The organism is Rhodospirillaceae bacterium (assembly GCA_016722635.1).
Lineage (GTDB): Bacteria > Pseudomonadota > Alphaproteobacteria > JAEUKQ01 > JAEUKQ01 > JAEUKQ01.
Genome location: JADKIX010000011.1, coordinates 364,366 through 380,074, shown reverse-complemented (window position 1 = coordinate 380,074; position 15,709 = coordinate 364,366). Strand labels below are relative to the sequence as shown.

The 15,709-nt window shown below is 46.1% G+C and carries 16 protein-coding genes; 8 read left to right on the top strand and 8 right to left on the bottom strand.

The genetic code is table 11. The features are described from left to right. Positions 1-30: 30 nt before the first annotated feature. The 5 genes from pstC to IPP67_09205 are packed head-to-tail and all read left to right on the top strand — an operon-like array spanning position 31 to position 4,959. Positions 31-1,398 carry a phosphate ABC transporter permease subunit PstC gene (pstC, locus tag IPP67_09225; GenBank protein MBL0339320.1) on the top strand — a complete coding sequence of 456 codons (1,368 nt, stop codon included), beginning with the start codon at positions 31-33 and terminating at the stop codon, positions 1,396-1,398. Next, complete coding sequence (gene pstA, locus IPP67_09220; protein ID MBL0339319.1) at positions 1,391-2,635, top strand: phosphate ABC transporter permease PstA; 1,245 nt, start codon at positions 1,391-1,393, stop codon at positions 2,633-2,635. The genes pstC and pstA overlap by 8 nt, the downstream gene beginning before the upstream one ends. Before the next feature lie 58 nt (positions 2,636-2,693). After that, on the top strand, positions 2,694-3,458 hold the full coding sequence (locus IPP67_09215; protein MBL0339318.1) for a phosphate ABC transporter ATP-binding protein: 765 nt from the start codon (positions 2,694-2,696) through the stop codon (positions 3,456-3,458). 23 nt (positions 3,459-3,481) lie between these two features. Beyond that, a complete protein-coding gene (phoU, locus tag IPP67_09210; GenBank protein ID MBL0339317.1) occupies positions 3,482-4,237 on the top strand; it encodes a phosphate signaling complex protein PhoU in 756 nt (251 codons plus the stop codon). A gap of 14 nt (positions 4,238-4,251) precedes the next feature. Then, a complete protein-coding gene (locus IPP67_09205; protein MBL0339316.1) occupies positions 4,252-4,959 on the top strand; it encodes a response regulator in 708 nt (235 codons plus the stop codon). Here IPP67_09205 and IPP67_09200 read toward each other — a convergent pair. From IPP67_09200 to IPP67_09190, 3 genes are read right to left on the bottom strand one after another with little or no spacing between them, the layout of a single operon-like run. Next, on the bottom strand, positions 4,937-6,352 hold the full coding sequence (locus tag IPP67_09200; GenBank protein ID MBL0339315.1) for an MFS transporter: 1,416 nt from the start codon (positions 6,350-6,352) through the stop codon (positions 4,937-4,939). The genes IPP67_09205 and IPP67_09200 overlap by 23 nt on opposite strands. Further along, positions 6,315-8,135 carry a translational GTPase TypA gene (gene typA / locus IPP67_09195; GenBank protein ID MBL0339314.1) on the bottom strand — a complete coding sequence of 607 codons (1,821 nt, stop codon included), beginning with the start codon at positions 8,133-8,135 and terminating at the stop codon, positions 6,315-6,317. Before typA ends, IPP67_09200 begins: the two co-directional genes overlap by 38 nt. An 18-nt stretch (positions 8,136-8,153) precedes the next feature. Next, positions 8,154-9,149 carry an adenosine kinase gene (locus IPP67_09190; protein MBL0339313.1) on the bottom strand — a complete coding sequence of 332 codons (996 nt, stop codon included), beginning with the start codon at positions 9,147-9,149 and terminating at the stop codon, positions 8,154-8,156. A gap of 173 nt (positions 9,150-9,322) precedes the next feature. Between IPP67_09190 and IPP67_09185 the strand changes: the two genes are divergently transcribed. The 3 genes from IPP67_09185 to IPP67_09175 all read left to right on the top strand — a co-directional run bounded on the left by IPP67_09185 (position 9,323) and on the right by IPP67_09175 (position 11,001). Then, entirely contained in the window at positions 9,323-9,772 is a 450-nt protein-coding gene (locus tag IPP67_09185; GenBank protein ID MBL0339312.1) for an EamA family transporter, read from the top strand. A gap of 167 nt (positions 9,773-9,939) precedes the next feature. Further along, on the top strand, positions 9,940-10,608 hold the full coding sequence (locus tag IPP67_09180; protein MBL0339311.1) for a polymer-forming cytoskeletal protein: 669 nt from the start codon (positions 9,940-9,942) through the stop codon (positions 10,606-10,608). Between the two features lie 15 nt (positions 10,609-10,623). Then, positions 10,624-11,001, top strand: a complete 378-nt coding sequence (locus IPP67_09175) for a hypothetical protein (GenBank protein ID MBL0339310.1) — start codon at positions 10,624-10,626, stop codon at positions 10,999-11,001. 41 nt (positions 11,002-11,042) lie between these two features. Here the strand turns inward: IPP67_09175 and nth are convergent, their stop codons facing one another. The 5 genes from nth to IPP67_09150 all read right to left on the bottom strand — a co-directional run bounded on the left by nth (position 11,043) and on the right by IPP67_09150 (position 15,705). Beyond that, positions 11,043-11,702, bottom strand: a complete 660-nt coding sequence (gene nth, locus IPP67_09170; protein ID MBL0339309.1) for an endonuclease III — start codon at positions 11,700-11,702, stop codon at positions 11,043-11,045. A 26-nt stretch (positions 11,703-11,728) separates the two neighbouring features. Next, positions 11,729-12,886: a molecular chaperone DnaJ gene (gene dnaJ, locus IPP67_09165; protein MBL0339308.1), complete on the bottom strand. Its 1,158-nt coding sequence runs from the start codon at positions 12,884-12,886 to the stop codon at positions 11,729-11,731. A 61-nt stretch (positions 12,887-12,947) separates the two neighbouring features. Beyond that, positions 12,948-14,867: a molecular chaperone DnaK gene (gene dnaK, locus IPP67_09160; GenBank protein ID MBL0339307.1), complete on the bottom strand. Its 1,920-nt coding sequence runs from the start codon at positions 14,865-14,867 to the stop codon at positions 12,948-12,950. A 180-nt stretch (positions 14,868-15,047) separates the two neighbouring features. Continuing rightward, a complete protein-coding gene (locus IPP67_09155; protein ID MBL0339306.1) occupies positions 15,048-15,545 on the bottom strand; it encodes a nucleotide exchange factor GrpE in 498 nt (165 codons plus the stop codon). Further along, complete coding sequence (locus IPP67_09150) at positions 15,526-15,705, bottom strand: hypothetical protein (GenBank protein MBL0339305.1); 180 nt, start codon at positions 15,703-15,705, stop codon at positions 15,526-15,528. The genes IPP67_09155 and IPP67_09150 overlap by 20 nt, the downstream gene beginning before the upstream one ends. Positions 15,706-15,709 lie beyond the last annotated feature (4 nt).

The following is a 15,709-nucleotide window of genomic DNA, read 5'->3' as shown; positions in this document are numbered from 1 at the left end:
AATGGAGGGAATGGCGTGCTGTTTTTCTTGATGCTGGCTTTTCTCGCTCTTACTTCTTATTATTGGGGAAGCCGAAAAGCTTCCCTAATCCAGCGAAAAACTGGCCTGGTTCTGGCTGCACGCCCCGCCTATTATGGTTTCTATTCTGCAGTGTGGGCAGGCGGTATTGGTCTTCTGTGCCTCTTGGCTAGTGCCATTTTCCTACCTTATTTCACCTATCATCAAACAATTGCTGGTATCCCTGAAAACATTTTTAGGGACAGCAACCTTACCCCCCAAGATTTTTATTCCCTTCTGCAAGCAAGCTTAACCAATCCTTTTTCACAGATATCGCCCATTGTGCCGCAGGATATTTGGGATAAATTCCAGCATTTGCTGCAAAAATGGCAGGAGATAGAATATTATGCCTACATAATGATTCTGTTGATTGGCACAATAATTGGCGGCTGGTGGTCAAAACACTATATCAGAACAGATTTCCGGGCCCGCCCAGCTGTTGAAAGCCTGGTTAAAATATTTCTGGCAGCTTGCGCCAGCATCGCGATTGCCATTACCCTAGGGATTGTTTTGTCTCTATTAATGGAAGCTTGGCGGTTTTTCGATCGTGTGCCCTTAGGTGAATTCCTGTTTGGTACGGAATGGAGCCCACAAACCGCCATTCGAGCAGATCAAACCGGAAGTTCAGGCAGCTTCGGGGTCATTCCTGTTATCTTGGGCACCGCTTTAATCACAGTGATAGCCATCACTATCGCTGCCCCCTTGGGTTTAATGTCTGCTATCTATATGGCCGAATATTTATCGCCGCGGCAGCGCTCAATCCTGAAACCAGTGCTTGAATTATTGGCAGGGATCCCTACCGTCGTTTACGGGTATTTTGCAGCCATCGTGCTGGCCCCCCTTATCCGTAAATTGGGGGAAAGCTTAGGTTTGGACGTCGCCGCTGAAAGCGCCTTAGCAGCTGGATTGGTGATGGGAATGATGATTATACCCTTCGTAGCCTCCCTAAGCGATGATGCTTTAAAAGCAGTCCCCAGCTCACTGCGCGATGGTTCTTACGCATTAGGCGCTACAAAATCAGAAACCATTTGCCGGGTTTTGGTCCCCGCTGCTTTGCCGGGAATTATCGGGGGAATATTGCTCGCGGTATCACGCGCGATCGGCGAAACCATGATCGTAGTAATGGCCGCTGGCTTAGCTGCCAATTTAAGTATTAACCCTCTCCAATCTGTCACCACCGTCACCGTCCAGATCACGACCCTTTTAACAGGTGATCAAGAATTTAACAGTTCTAAAACTTTGGCAGCTTTTGCCCTTGGTTTACTGCTGTTTGTGATTACGTTGAGTTTAAACATTATATCTTTATGGATTTTATCGCGCTACCGGCAAAAATATGAATAATACCCTGTCCTTGACCCAAACCCCGAAAAAATTGCGGCAACGCTTGAAAGGTGAACGCCGTTTCAGGATAATGGCGTTGGTTAGCTTGGCAATACCCAGCAGTTTTTTATTTTTCCTGCTCACTTATATTATGTATCATGCGTGGCCAGCTTTTTTTCACACCTATATTAGCCTTGAGGCCACAACAACGGATATAGCGCCCTTAGCCAGCAATGATGGGACCGGACCGGATTACCGGGTCATGATCCGCCAGCTGTTGGAAAAGAACCTTGCCATCAACCCAACGTCTTCAGAACGCCGGGAACTCATGAAACTGTTATCCCCGCATGCTGCAGACGAACTGCGCGACCTTCCACCCCCCATAGGCCAGCCATCTTCTTTTTTCATTGACGTGCGCACGTCAAGCTTGGTTGACGAATATCAAACAACCGGCCAAAAAGATTCAAAACTTAGCGATAACCAACGCCAATGGGTGGAACAACTGGAACAACAGCAACAGATCAAAACCTCTCTTGATAAATTGTTTTGGAGCAAAGGCGATAGCCGTGAGCCGGAAGAAGCTGGTATTTTGGGCAGTATTACAGGCACTTTCCTAACCATGGTTATTACTTTATTATTATCTTTGCCTTTTGGGGCGGCGGCAGCTTTATATTTGGAAGAATTTTCCAAGAAAAATTTCTTAAGCCGTTTAATCGAAATTAATATTAATAATTTGGCAGCCATTCCCTCCATCATATTCGGGTTATTGGGAATTGTCGTATTTTTGGGATTTTTTGATCTGCCCCGTTCTTCCCCAATGGTTGGGGGAATGGTGCTTGCCTTAATGACCCTACCGGTTATTATTATCGCAGCGCGGGCTGCGCTACGTTCGGTACCCGATTCCGTGAGGCAAGCAGCCCTGGCGGTCGGTGCTTCCCCAGCCCAAGTTGTTTGGCATCATGTTTTTCCTTTGGCGTTACCCGGAGTTTTAACGGGAACGATTCTAGGGATGGCGCGTGCATTAGGTGAAACGGCACCTTTAATGATGGTCGGCATGATCGCTTTTGTGGTGGATATCCCAGCAAAATTCACCGATCCCGCAACCGTTTTACCGGCACAAATTTATATGTGGTCTGATCTGCAGGAGACTGCTTTTGTTGAAAAAACCTATGCAGCTATTTTTGTGTTGTTATTATTTTTGGTGTTAATGAACTCGGTTGCCATTATCATCCGGCAACGGGTGGAAAAAAAATGGTAAAACCAAGCTAGAATTTTTTGCTTTTTATTAAAAACAATAAGGCGTTTAGTAGAAACCTATGACAACCCAAGCGAAGATAACTGTTAAAGACTTAAATGTTTATTATGGGGAAAAACAGGCCCTCAAGTCTGTGACCTTGGACATCCTGTCGTCCCAAGTAACCGCTTTAATTGGCCCATCCGGCTGCGGTAAATCTACTTTCCTGCGGTGCTTAAACCGGATGAATGATGTGATCGCCAGTTGCCGTATCCAAGGCGAAATCCTTTTAGATGGCCACAACATTTATGATCCCCAAATTGATGTAGTCACCTTGCGTGCCAAAGTTGGGATGGTTTTCCAAAAACCGAACCCTTTTCCCAAATCAATTTATGAAAATATTGCCTACGCTCCTAAATTGCATGGATTAGCCAATAACCGGCAGCAACTGGATGCCATTGTTACGAACAGCCTAGAAAAAGCAGGGTTATGGAAAGAAGTCAAAGACCGTTTGAAGGAACCAGCTTTATCGCTGTCTGGCGGCCAACAACAGCGGCTTTGCATTGCCCGGGCAATTGCTATCAATCCCAATGTTATTTTGATGGATGAACCCTGTTCAGCACTTGACCCCATTGCGACCGCTAAGGTTGAGGAATTGATTGATGAGTTATGCCACAATTTCACGATTGTCATCGTGACCCATTCCATGCAGCAAGCGGCCCGCGTTTCTCAAAAAACTGCTTTTTTCCATCTGGGTGAATTGATTGAAAGTGGCGCAACCGACGAAATTTTTACCAGCCCTCAGGATCAGCGCACCCAAGGATATATCACCGGACGTTTCGGCTAAAAAAATAAAAAAAGGAAAAGATGATGGTAAATTTACCCGAACATATTGTGAAATCATTTGATGACCAATTAAAACAATTAGGCAATATCCTTGTTGAAATGGGTGCTTTGGTCGAATCGCAACTACAACAGGCGGTCGAAGCCTTGGCGTCCCATGATTTGAAACAAGCGAAAGAAGTGGTTGAGCAAGACCAAAAAATTGACTCGCGCGATCAAATGGTCAGTAATTTAGTTGTCAAAATCCTGGCACTCAGGCAACCGATGGCCCAAGATTTACGAGAAGTTGTCTCCTCTTTAAGAATTTCCAGTGATTTGGAGCGCATGGGCGATTATGCCGCCAACGTTGCCAAACGTGTCCCAGCATTACCCGAAACCATGATGAACGGACAGTTTATGACAGGTATTGCCCGGATGGGCAAAGCCGTGCAACAAATTGTTAAAAATGTGTTGGATGCCTATATCAATAAAAATATAGATCAAGCCCTGCAAGCCTGGCGGCAGGATGAAGAAGTGGACGCCCTTTATACCAGCGTCTTCCGGGAGCTTCTGACCTATATGATGGAAGATGTACGCACCATCGGTGGGTGTATCCATCTATTGTTTATTGCCAAGAATATTGAGCGGATCGGCGACCACGCCACCAATATTGCGGAAACCATTTATTTTATGGTGCATGGCTCCCCAATTAAAGGGGACCGTCCCAAAAGCGATCACACGATTACCAATTCTTACCTAACTCCCACCCCATCTGCTCTTCCTAAGAAGGAATCGCCCAAATAGTCCAGCCTGTTTCGATGACAATTTTGATTGTTGAAGATGATCCAGCCCTGATGGCTATCCTGGAATATAACTTAGAGTGTGCAGGTTACCAGGCGATCCTGGCTAAAGATGGTGAGATTGCCTTAACATTGATCCGGGAACAGAAACCCGACTTGGTGATTGCCGATTGGATGGTGCCTAAAATTTCTGGCATAGAACTTTGCCGGATCTTAAGACGTTCCCCACAATTTTATTTATTGCCCATCCTTATTTTGACAGCCCGTACGGAGGAAGATGACAAGCTGCGCGGGCTGGAAACAGGCGCTGATGATTATATGACCAAACCGTTCAGCACCAAGGAATTGCTGGCCCGGGTGAAAAGCCTGCTGCGGCGTAGTTTGCAGTTAACCTCAAACAGCCAATTGCTTTATGCCAATTTAACCGTTGATCTTGACCATCACCAAGTTTATCAGGAACAAGAGTTGATTTTATTAAGCCCAACAGAATTTAAACTATTAAGGCATTTGCTGCTAAACCAAGGCCGTCCGTTAACCAGGGAACAATTGCTGGATGCAGTGTGGGGCCAAGGTCACTATATTGATCTTCGAACAGTTGATGTCCACATCGGGCGCTTGCGGCAGGCCCTATATAATCCTAAGAAGCCCAACGACCCCGATATAATCCGTACCGTCCGATCCGTTGGGTATATGGTTGATAAACTTAGGTCTTCCCCTGCGATTTAACCCCTGGGCGCCATTGCAGGATAAAGGCCAAGGAAAGAGCTGGCAATGCCAAGCACGCACTGATCAAAAAGAAATTGCTATAGCCAACCTGCTCGGTTATCCAGCCTGAAAATCCGCCCAAGATGGTGCCTGGTAAGTTCATTAAAGAACTGAATAAAGCATATTGCGTAGCCGTATAGGCCTTATTGGCCAAGCCCGAGAAATAAGCAACTAAAATTGTAGCCGCCAAGCCATTGCCAAAATTATCGGCACTGATGGCTGAAGCCAATAATAGGATATCTTTTGGATGGTCTGCCAGCACCATAAACATCAGGTTAGGCACAGCTAGTAAAATGATAGCAGGCAACAACAACCTCTTAGCAGAATAGCGGGCAACTAAAATTCCTGCTATGAACCCCCCTAATATAGTGATCGCAAATCCATAAACCTTGGTAATATTGGCAATTTCGATATTCGTAAACCCCAAATCTTTGTAAAGAGGGTTGACCATTGGCCCCATGACAATATCACTGACTTTGCAAAGAGCGATAAACCCCAAAATAACAAGAGCGCTACTCCAAGATTGGCGTTGAAAAAACTCAATAAAGGGCCTTAAAACAGCTTGTTGGATGTGTGCAAGAAACCCCCTTGCAGGAGATGTTGAGTAAGCTTGAGGTTCATGAGACAGCAAAACCACCAGGATAAGTGGCAGGAAACAAGCAGCCATCAATAAATAGGCATCTGGCCACGACAATAAATCCGCCAAATAAAAAGCCCCCACCCCTACCACCAAAGATCCGGCGATGCGATAGCCCAAAATGTAATTGGAAACCATAGCTCCTTGGAACTCTTCCCCAGCCACCTCGATCCGGTAGGCATCAATGGCAATATCCTGGGTTGCCGACCAAAAGGCCACCCACAAAATCGCCAGGATAAACATCCCCATATTCCCAAGATATGTTAAATTTCCAAGGCCTTTAGGCTGATCAAGTATAGGGTCAGGAAAAACAGGTGCTCCCCAAACCATCAATAATAATCCACTGACAATCCCTATCTGGGACAGCAAAATCCAGCCGCGCCGCTTTCCCAAGAACCGGGTAAGAAGGGGGATTTTTATTTGATCTACCAAGGGGGCCCATAAAACTTTCACCCCGTAGAAAACTCCAACCCAACTGATATAGCCTATCATTGCTCGATCCACGCCACCCTCACGCAACCAAGCGGTTAAGGATCCATGCAACAGGAAATACGGCATGCCTGCAGATATCCCCAGCAATAACAAGGCAAAACTGCGGCGGTCTGTATACAGACCGACCGCTCTCAACCACCAAGATTTTTTAGGTGAACCTAAATGTTGGTTTTGTCCCAATATGCTATTAATCCGAATTTTGTTTGTTGAATCTCTTGCGCTCATTAGGGTTTAAGTATTTCTTGCGTAGGCGGATGTTCTTGGGCGTGACTTCAACCAATTCATCTTCTTGGATATAAGACATCGCTTTTTCTAACGTCATGATCAGCGGTGGAGTCAGGCGGATAGCCTCTTCTTTCGCCGTTGTCCGAACGTTGCTGAGATGCTTTTCCTTAATCGGATTCACGTCCAAATCATTCTCACGCGAATGCTCGCCGAGGATCATCCCTTCATACACATCAACGCCGGGGGGAACCATCAAAATACCCCGTTCTTCCAAATACCATAAAGCATAGGTTACAGCTTTACCGTTGGAAGTAGAAATCAATACGCCATTACGTCGGCCGCCAATGGCTCCTTTATAAGGCGCATAACCGTGGAACAACCTGTTCATAACACCTGTACCCCGGGTATCCGTCATAAATTCGCCATGATAACCGATCAATCCGCGAGACGGCACAATGAAAGTGACACGGGTTTTGCCGCTGCCGGATGGCTGCATGTCAGACATTTCCCCCCGACGCATGCCAATTTTTTCAACCACAACGCCCGCATACTCTTCGTCCACGTCAACCAATACCTCCTCGAACGGTTCCAAGCGTTGTGAAGTTACGGGATCTTGCTGATAAATCACCTTCGGTCGGCTGATGGACAATTCAAAGCCTTCCCGCCGCATGGTTTCAATCAACACACCCAATTGCAATTCACCCCGTCCAGAAACCTCAAACGAATCCTTCTGATCCGATTCCTTGACGCGAATGGCGACGTTCCCCTCGCCTTCCTTCCAAAGCCTGGCGCGAATTTCTCGGCTGGTAACTTTATTACCTTCCCGTCCAGCTAGGGGTGAATCATTCACGCTGATATTAATGGACAGGGTTGGCGGATCAATGGGTTGGGCTGGAATGGGGGTCATGACAGCGGGATCGCAAATGGTATCGGCCACGGTGGGTGCCCCTAACCCCGCAATGGCTATAATATCACCTGCAACTGCTTGCTCAACTGGGATCCGTTCCACACCGCGGAAAGCCAATAATTTGGTTAGACGTCCTTGTTCGATGACCTTTCCATCGGGGCTTAGTGCCTTGACTGGCATATTGACTTTTGCTTTTCCCGTATTGATACGCCCTGTTAAAATACGCCCCAAATAGGGATCTGATTCGATAATGGTAGCAAGCATAGCGAATTTTTCATCGGGGTTGCATGTCGGCGGCGCCACGTGTTTGACAATCAAATCAAAAAGCGGCTCTAGATTTAGGCGGGGGGCATCTAAGGAATGTGCGGCCCATCCCTGCTTGGAAGATGCGAAAAGGGTTGGAAAATCAAGTTGCTCATCGGTAGCACCCAATAAGGCAAACAAATCAAAAACCAGATTTTGTACCTCTTGGGCTCGGGCATCAGGACGATCCACCTTGTTAATGACCACAATCGGCTTCAACCCTTGTTTTAAAGCTTTCATGGTCACAAATTTGGTTTGCGGCATAGGCCCTTCAGCTGCATCCACCAACACCACGACCCCATCCACCATGTTTAAAATACGCTCAACTTCTCCGCCGAAATCGGCGTGCCCCGGCGTATCCACAATATTCAGCTTAATGCCTTTCCACGTAACCGACGTGCATTTGGCCAAAATAGTGATACCGCGTTCCTTTTCAAGCTCATTCGAATCCATCACCCTTTCCACCATTTGCTGGTTGGCGCGAAATGTTCCGCTTTGGCGTAACAACTGATCAACTAAGGTTGTCTTACCGTGATCGACGTGGGCAATAATTGCTAAATTTCTGAGTAACATACACTTTCCAATCGTTAGTTATAAAATAATACGCGAACCTTCTAAAAGCTTTGATAGAGAAACAGCTGGCCTAGCACCCAAATGGCTGATAATTTCTGCGGCGGCAAGGGATGCAATTGCCCCACAATCTTTTAATGGATATCCTCGAACAAAACCATATAAAAATCCTGCTGCATATAAGTCACCTGCACCGGTGGTGTCAACAATATCCCGAACAGGGACAGCTTTAACAAGGATGGTTTCTTGCTTGGTAATGATCAAAGAACCTGCAGCCCCTTGGGTAACAGCTGCCAAAGGCACCTGTTGCCTGGTTTGCTCAACCGCAGACGCCAACTGATCTGTTTGCCATAAAGCCATGATCTCGGCATCATTGGCAAAAAGGATATCCGTAACCTCGCACAATTTTTGGAATTTTTGCCGGTGCCTATCAACGCAATAAGGGTCGGAAAGGCTGATGGAAACTTTTTTACCTTTCTTCTTGGCATAATCAATAGCCTGCTCGCAGGCGGCAGCGGCCGAAGGGGAATCCCATAAATATCCCTCGAGATAGGTGATCGCCGCAGATTCAATTAAAGTTTTCGGCACATCTTTAGTTGAAAGGGTTACGCAGGCCCCCAAATAAGTTTGCAACGTACGGTGGGAATCGGGGGTCACAAAAACCATACATCTGGCTGTTGATGGCCCCTTGACCAACGCTTGACTATCGAAATGAACGCCAGCGGCTTGAATATCATGGCGAAAAATATTGCCAAGCTGGTCATTGCGTACCTTGCCAATGAAAGCAGTCCGAACCCCAAGCGATGCTAAACCCGCTGCCGTATTGGCGGCAGAACCGCCGGAAACTTCGGTGGCTGGGCCCATCAATTCATATAATTTATCCGATTGGGCTTCATTAATCAGGGTCATTGCCCCTTTTTTAAGTCCCGCTTTATCCAGAAAAACACTTTCAACATGCGCCAAAATATCAACGATAGCATTGCCAATCGCCACAACATCATATTGGTGGTTAGCCATTTCATCCATCCCCTTAAACTTCCCTTGTTCTGCCATCAATTATAAACTTGTACAAGTTATTTTCGTGACCGATGCAAAAAAGACCTTTTTAGGTTGATTGATTTTGGCTATGCTGTCATGCCATTCATTCTCCCTATTATCTCATGCTTATTCTGCTTTTAAGGATATTACCCATGTCAGAAAAAGGTAGCATTTTATATTATTTATCAGCTGCCGTAGCCATTTTTGGCACGGTTGGATATCATTTCTTGGTTAAAAAAATATCGCCAACCATTAACCCGCTTGTCTCGATTACAGCTATTTATATGGCTGTACTCGCGATTTGTATCCCCATTTTATTGCTTTTCCCCATCCAAGGAGGGCTTGTCACCCATATGAAACAGTTAGGCTGGGTTCAGTTAGGAATTGCCGGGGCTGTTATTTTGATGGAATTGGGATTTTTACTGATGTATCGCCAGGGCTGGGATTTAAGTGTGGGAAATGTTGTAACCGGGGTGGTGATCAATATCATATTAATGGCGGTTGGCTTGCTGGTTCTTAAGGAACAGCTAAACCTGATTAATATCGCCGGTATTATTTTATCGATGATAGGGGTTGCCATGATCAGTTATAGAAGATCATGACGGGTTGCTACACACAGTGCCTGAACACAAGGCTGAAAAGCGATGATTCGAAGAAAGGCTATGGCGCTGCTGTTTTCTTTAAAAAACTTCTGTTGCAATTTATATAATTATGGTATGTAGAGAATAATACATATATTTATTTTCAGGTACAGTATAAGGATTTGGCCATGTTCGGAAAAAAGAAAGAGCGTGAAATGCCCTTAAAAGAAACAGTTTCTTCTTCCCCATCACGGGAAAATTCACCAGAACCCTCCGTGCTGACCAGTAATCGCCCGGTGCACCGTAGCGAGCCAAATGCTACCCCCTTGAATAACCGTCCTGTTGCCCCGATGGCAAGGCCTGCTTCCGGCATCCATACCGAAAATATATCTTCCTCTATCTCCGTGCGCCGTAATGAAGCAAAAACGAATTCCGACTCGGAGGGCAAACGCTTAATCGTCGGTCGCGATATCGTTTTGACTGGGGAAATCCGGGCTTGCCAAAGGTTGATCGTGGAAGGTCGCGTGGAAGCTTCCTTAACCGATAGCCGCAGTATTGAAATTTCTGAATTTGGGGTTTTCAAAGGTTCGGCCCACATCGAAACAGCTGACATTAGTGGGCGGTTTGAAGGTGACATTACTGTCCACGGCCGTTTAACTGTGCGTTCCACTGGCAAAGTTGTGGGTTCCATCCGCTATGCCCAGCTAGAGGTAGAAAAAGGAGGGGCATTATCTGGCCAGCTTGAGCTTCTTTCTGATTTACATGATAACCCGCATCATGGGTATGAGCATGTTTCGGTTAGCTCAACTAATACCCAACCAACTTATCAAATTGATGAAACACCGTCTGGCCAATAGTTTAAGCAACTGGTAATGATCGCTGGTTGTCCCCTATTTCCAAACTGGTTGCGGGCAGTTTTTCTGTTAGCTAGCTGGTTGTCCGTTTCTGCCTGTCAGTCAGGGAGCAAAAACCTAGATAGCTCCTTGCCCAACCGAGCTTTAGTTACTTCTGCTGCTATCATTAATAAATCGCCACAGGAGATTATGGCGTTATTCGGCAGCCCCGTTTTAAAAAGGTCCGATCCCCCAGCTGAATTATGGCAATTCCAGCAAGCAGATTGTGTGGTTGACATATTTTTTTACTCCCGCGCCCATCAACAGTCTTTGCGGGCCACTCATGTGATCGCCCGTTCTCGCGCAGGTATTGCAACAGACACGGATTTATGCTTATCGCACTTAGTAAAAATTTAAGAAACTAAGAAACAATGTCTTTTAGAATCCGCCGAACGGGATTAGCTAGCAGTTTTTTCAGGATATTCGCAAATATCTTTAATACAACAACGCTGACAATCTGGCTTGCGGGCTTTACAAACATATCGCCCATGTAAAATAAGCCAATGATGGGCAGATTGTTGGTAAGCGTGTGGAACCCTTTCCCCAAGCATTTTTTCAACCAAGGATGGCGTGGCTGCCAGTGCCAGTCCTGTGCGATTGGCCACCCGAAAAACGTGGGTATCAACAGCAATCGTCGGTTCGCCAAAAACAATATTTAGAACCACATTAGCGGTCTTCCGACCAACACCTGGCAGTTCCTCTAGCTGTTGCCGGTTTGCGGGCACTTGCCCTTGAAAATCCGTCAGCAATTTTTGGCTCAGCAACAAGATGTTTTTAGCTTTACTGTTATAAAGGCCAATTGTTTTGATATATTCCCGTAGTTTCTCCTCACCTAATGCAACCATGGCCTGGGGGCTGCTTGCGACCGCAAATAAAGCAGATGTTGCCTTATTAACGCCTTTATCGGTTGATTGGGCAGACAAAACGACTGCAACCAGCAAGGTGTAGGGGTTTTGATATATTAATTCCCCCTTCGGCTTCGGATTAGCCACAGAAAATATTTTAAAAATTTCTTTTATTTCGAGTGCTGTTAATAACCGCTTGGCCTGGATTGTCATCAGCTCACATCATGTGGGGGAAAAAGCTACGGTCGCAAATTTTTCCAAAATTCTTTCACTTTGGTTAAAAATTTTTCCATAATTGGATAGTTTTTTGGATTACCTTCAGAAATTTCCGTAAATTCTTTTAAAAGCTCTTGCTGGCGCTTGGTGAGATTGACGGGCGTTTCAGTCACCACGGTACAATACATATCCCCACGGTTGGAGGAGCGCAAGACACTCATTCCTTTGCTTTTCAAACGAAATTTTTGTCCGCTTTGGGTACCCGCAGGAATGGTGACTTTACCCCAATTTCCTTCAACCGTTGGCACATCTACCGATCCACCTAGAACAGCTGTTACCAGCGGGATAGGAATCTGGCATTCAATGGTTGCCCCCTCCCGCTGGAAAATCGGATGTTGCCGGATACTCACAAAAATATAAAGATCCCCTGCAGGTGAGCCGCGCATACCAGCTTCCCCCTGTCCTGATAAGCGTATACGGGAGCCGTCTTCAACCCCTGCGGGAATATTGACTTCCAAGGTTTTTTCACGTTTAACGGTACCGCTGCCCCGGCAAACCCGGCATGGTTTTTCAATAATCTTTCCTAAGCCCGCACATTGTTGGCAGGTACGCTCAATGGTAAAAAACCCTTGGGCTGCCCGTTGCTTGCCGCTACCGCGACAGGTAGGGCAGTTAATAGGCTGGCTACCCTGCTCGCTGCCAGAACCGTGGCAAGCATCGCAAGCAGATGACCCCGGCACGCGGATCGTCACTTGCTTACCCGAAAAAGCCTCCTCTAAGCTTATTTCCATATTATAGCGCAGATCCGTACCACGGGCTTGGCGACCACCGGTACGCGAATCCGTAAAATCACCAAACATTTCATTAAAAATATCGGCAAAACCACCCCCGGCAAAACCAAATCCCTCTGCCCCCTGCCCGTTAGGCCGCCCTGAACGCCCCCCCCCACTTTGGAAGGCCGCATGACCAAATTGGTCATAGGCTGCCCTTTTCTGCTCATCTTTTAGAACATCGTAGGCTTCGTTGATTTCTTTAAATTTTTGTTCTGATGCCTGATTACCCGGATTGCGATCCGGATGGTGTTTCATCGCCAACGCACGGTAAGCTTTTTTCAAATCCTCGCCGCTTGCCGTTTTGGATACCCCAAGCATTTCATAATAATCTTGTTTAGCTGCGGCCATTTTCTACCCTAAAATCCAAAACCAGCCTTAAAAAGATTTAAGGCTGGCGGAAGAAACATCTCTATGGTTTTTTACGTTTGTTATTGTTGACTTCTTGAAAATCAGCATCAACAACTTTTTCTTCATTTTCTGTCTTGCCTTCACCTTGATTGTCGCCTTGAGGTGCGGATGTTTGCTGCTGGGAGCGATACATTGCTTCCCCCATTTTCATCGCTAATTGCGCCAACGATTCGGACCGGGACTTAATCGCTTCGATATCCGTCCCTGACAACACTTCCTTTAAGGAACCAATGGCTTTTTGGATGGAATCCTTATCGGTTGCACTGATTTTGCCCTCATTATCCTTGATCATTTTTTCATTGGCATGAACCAGTGACTCGGCTTGGTTGCGGGCTTCCACTAACGCCCGTTTTTTCTTATCCTCACTGGCATTAGCCTCGGCGTCTTTAACCATTTTCTTAATATCTTGCTCATTTAACCCGCCGGAAGCCTGGATGCGGATTTGCTGCTCTTTATTGGTTGCCTTATCTTTTGCAGAAACGCTGACAATGCCGTTTGCATCAATATCGAATGTTACCTCAATCTGCGGAACGCCCCTTGGTGCCGCTGGCAGCCCTAACAAATCAAATTGGCCCAGTAGCTTGTTGTCAGCCGCCATTTCGCGCTCCCCTTGGAAAACGCGGATGGTAACAGCGGTTTGGCTGTCATCTGCCGTTGAGAAAATCTGACTTCTTTTGGTAGGAACAGTGGTATTGCGGTCAATTAACCGGGTGAAAACCCCACCTAATGTCTCAATCCCTAAAGAAAGGGGCGTGACATCGAGTAACAAGACATCTTTCACTTCACCTTTCAAAACCGCCCCCTGGATAGCAGCCCCAACTGCCACTACTTCATCAGGGTTAACACCTCGGTGAGGTTCACGGCCAAAAAAGCTGCGGACTGTTTCAATCACCTTAGGCATACGCGTCATACCGCCGACCAAAACAACCTCATTGATTTCGGAAGCTTTCAAACCAGCATCTTTTAAAGCAGCCCGGCAAGGCTCCAGAGTACGTTGGATAAATTCATCCACCAAGGATTCAAGCTTTGCCCTTGTTAAACGGATATTCATATGCTTGGGCCCATTCTTGTCCGCCGTAATGAAAGGTAGATTGACCTCCGTTTGCATCGCACTGGAAAGCTCAATCTTGGCTTTCTCAGAAGCCTCTTTCAGGCGCTGCAAAGCCAGCTTGTCTTTGCGCAGGTCAATCCCATTTTCTTTGCGGAATTCTTCGGCCAAATAATCCATAATGCGGTTGTCAAAGTCTTCACCCCCAAGGAAGGTATCGCCATTGGTTGACTTGACCTCGAATACACCATCACCAATTTCAAGTACAGAAATATCAAAGGTACCACCACCCAAATCATAAACAGCAATAATGCCGCTGCCTTTTTTCTCAAGCCCGTAAGCTAAAGCTGCCGCAGTGGGTTCGTTAATAATACGCAAAACCTCTAAACCGGCAATCCGACCAGCATCTTTGGTAGCTTGGCGTTGCGAATCATTGAAATAAGCAGGCACCGTAATCACGGCTTGGGTGACTTTTTCACCCAAATAATTTTCTGCGGTTTCTTTCATTTTTTGTAAAATGAAAGCACTGACTTGGGAAGGCGAATATTTTTTGCCACGGGCTTCAACCCAAGCATCCCCATTATCCCCAGCAATAATTTTGTAAGGAACTAATCCCTTATCTTTTTTAACCATCGCGTCATCATAACGCCGGCCAATAAGCCGCTTAATCGCAAATAATGTATTTTCCGGATTGGTTACCGCTTGCCGCTTCGCGGCCTGGCCAACCAACCGTTCATCTGTATCGGTAAAAGCAACAATTGAGGGGGTTGTCCGTAACCCCTCGGCATTTTCAATAACTTTCGTGTCTTTGCCTTCCATAATAGCAACGCAGGAATTGGTGGTTCCTAAATCAATTCCGATAACTTTACTCATGATTCCTCTCTTCTCGGCAGATTACAGCCACAACCTTTAACATCTGAAGCATTCGTGGCAATCCCCATAAATTTATAAATGGTTAAATAGTTACTAGATATTGGTGAACATGTTGAGATATAAGAATGATTACGCCAATCTACAAGTTATCTGCAACAAAAATTATTTGGCAATCTTTGCTTATTGGTTTTTACGAGCTGCCTCCTCCTCTTTTGAAGCAGCTTTGACCACGGTAACAATTGCTGGTCGTAACAAGCGATCATGAAGGGAAAACCCCGCCTGGAAAACATCTGCTACCGTTCCGGGAGGTTGGGTAGATGACGGCACTTCCATCACGGATTGATGCTGATTGCCGTCAAATTTTTCACCTATTGGTACAATTCGTTTCAACTGGTGTTTTTCAAAAACTGCCGCCAATTGGCGCTCCGTCATGGTCACCCCTTCAATGAAATTCTTGATCAATGGATCTTCCGTGGCAATGGGGTTTTTAAGGGCCCTTTCCAAATTATCATAAACCGCAATCAAATCCTTTGCAAAATTGCTGACCGCAAATTTTTGGCTATCCTCTTTTTCGCGCTGCATCCTTTTGCGGATATTATCGCTTTCCGCCAATGTCCGTAATAACTGGTCTTTTAATTGGCCAATCTCTTGACCTGCTTCAGATAATTTTTGCTCCAAAAATACCTATTTTTTCCGCTGCTTTAGAGACTGATTCGTCTGCAGCTACGGATGTTGCCTGTTCACTCTTATGGTGTGAATCAGGAAGAGGTTGTTCCACTTCCTCGGCAGGCTTTGACATCTGCTGATCGGAAGATTTTGTATGTTGAGGCTTTGTCATTTTT

Bases quoted from the DNA above. Each gene is read 5' to 3' on its own strand.
- pstC (MBL0339320.1), top strand. From the start codon at position 31: ATGCTGGCTTTTCTCGCTCTTACTTCTTATTATTGGGGAAGCCGAAAA.
- pstA (MBL0339319.1), top strand. From the start codon at position 1,391: ATGAATAATACCCTGTCCTTGACCCAAACCCCGAAAAAATTGCGGCAA.
- IPP67_09215 (MBL0339318.1), top strand. From the start codon at position 2,694: ATGACAACCCAAGCGAAGATAACTGTTAAAGACTTAAATGTTTATTAT.
- phoU (MBL0339317.1), top strand. From the start codon at position 3,482: ATGGTAAATTTACCCGAACATATTGTGAAATCATTTGATGACCAATTA.
- IPP67_09205 (MBL0339316.1), top strand. From the start codon at position 4,252: ATGACAATTTTGATTGTTGAAGATGATCCAGCCCTGATGGCTATCCTG.
- IPP67_09200 (MBL0339315.1), bottom strand. From the start codon at position 6,352: ATGAGCGCAAGAGATTCAACAAACAAAATTCGGATTAATAGCATATTG.
- typA (MBL0339314.1), bottom strand. From the start codon at position 8,135: ATGTTACTCAGAAATTTAGCAATTATTGCCCACGTCGATCACGGTAAG.
- IPP67_09190 (MBL0339313.1), bottom strand. From the start codon at position 9,149: ATGGCTAACCACCAATATGATGTTGTGGCGATTGGCAATGCTATCGTT.
- IPP67_09185 (MBL0339312.1), top strand. From the start codon at position 9,323: ATGTCAGAAAAAGGTAGCATTTTATATTATTTATCAGCTGCCGTAGCC.
- IPP67_09180 (MBL0339311.1), top strand. From the start codon at position 9,940: ATGTTCGGAAAAAAGAAAGAGCGTGAAATGCCCTTAAAAGAAACAGTT.
- IPP67_09175 (MBL0339310.1), top strand. From the start codon at position 10,624: ATGATCGCTGGTTGTCCCCTATTTCCAAACTGGTTGCGGGCAGTTTTT.
- nth (MBL0339309.1), bottom strand. From the start codon at position 11,702: ATGACAATCCAGGCCAAGCGGTTATTAACAGCACTCGAAATAAAAGAA.
- dnaJ (MBL0339308.1), bottom strand. From the start codon at position 12,886: ATGGCCGCAGCTAAACAAGATTATTATGAAATGCTTGGGGTATCCAAA.
- dnaK (MBL0339307.1), bottom strand. From the start codon at position 14,867: ATGAGTAAAGTTATCGGAATTGATTTAGGAACCACCAATTCCTGCGTT.
- IPP67_09150 (MBL0339305.1), bottom strand. From the start codon at position 15,705: ATGACAAAGCCTCAACATACAAAATCTTCCGATCAGCAGATGTCAAAG.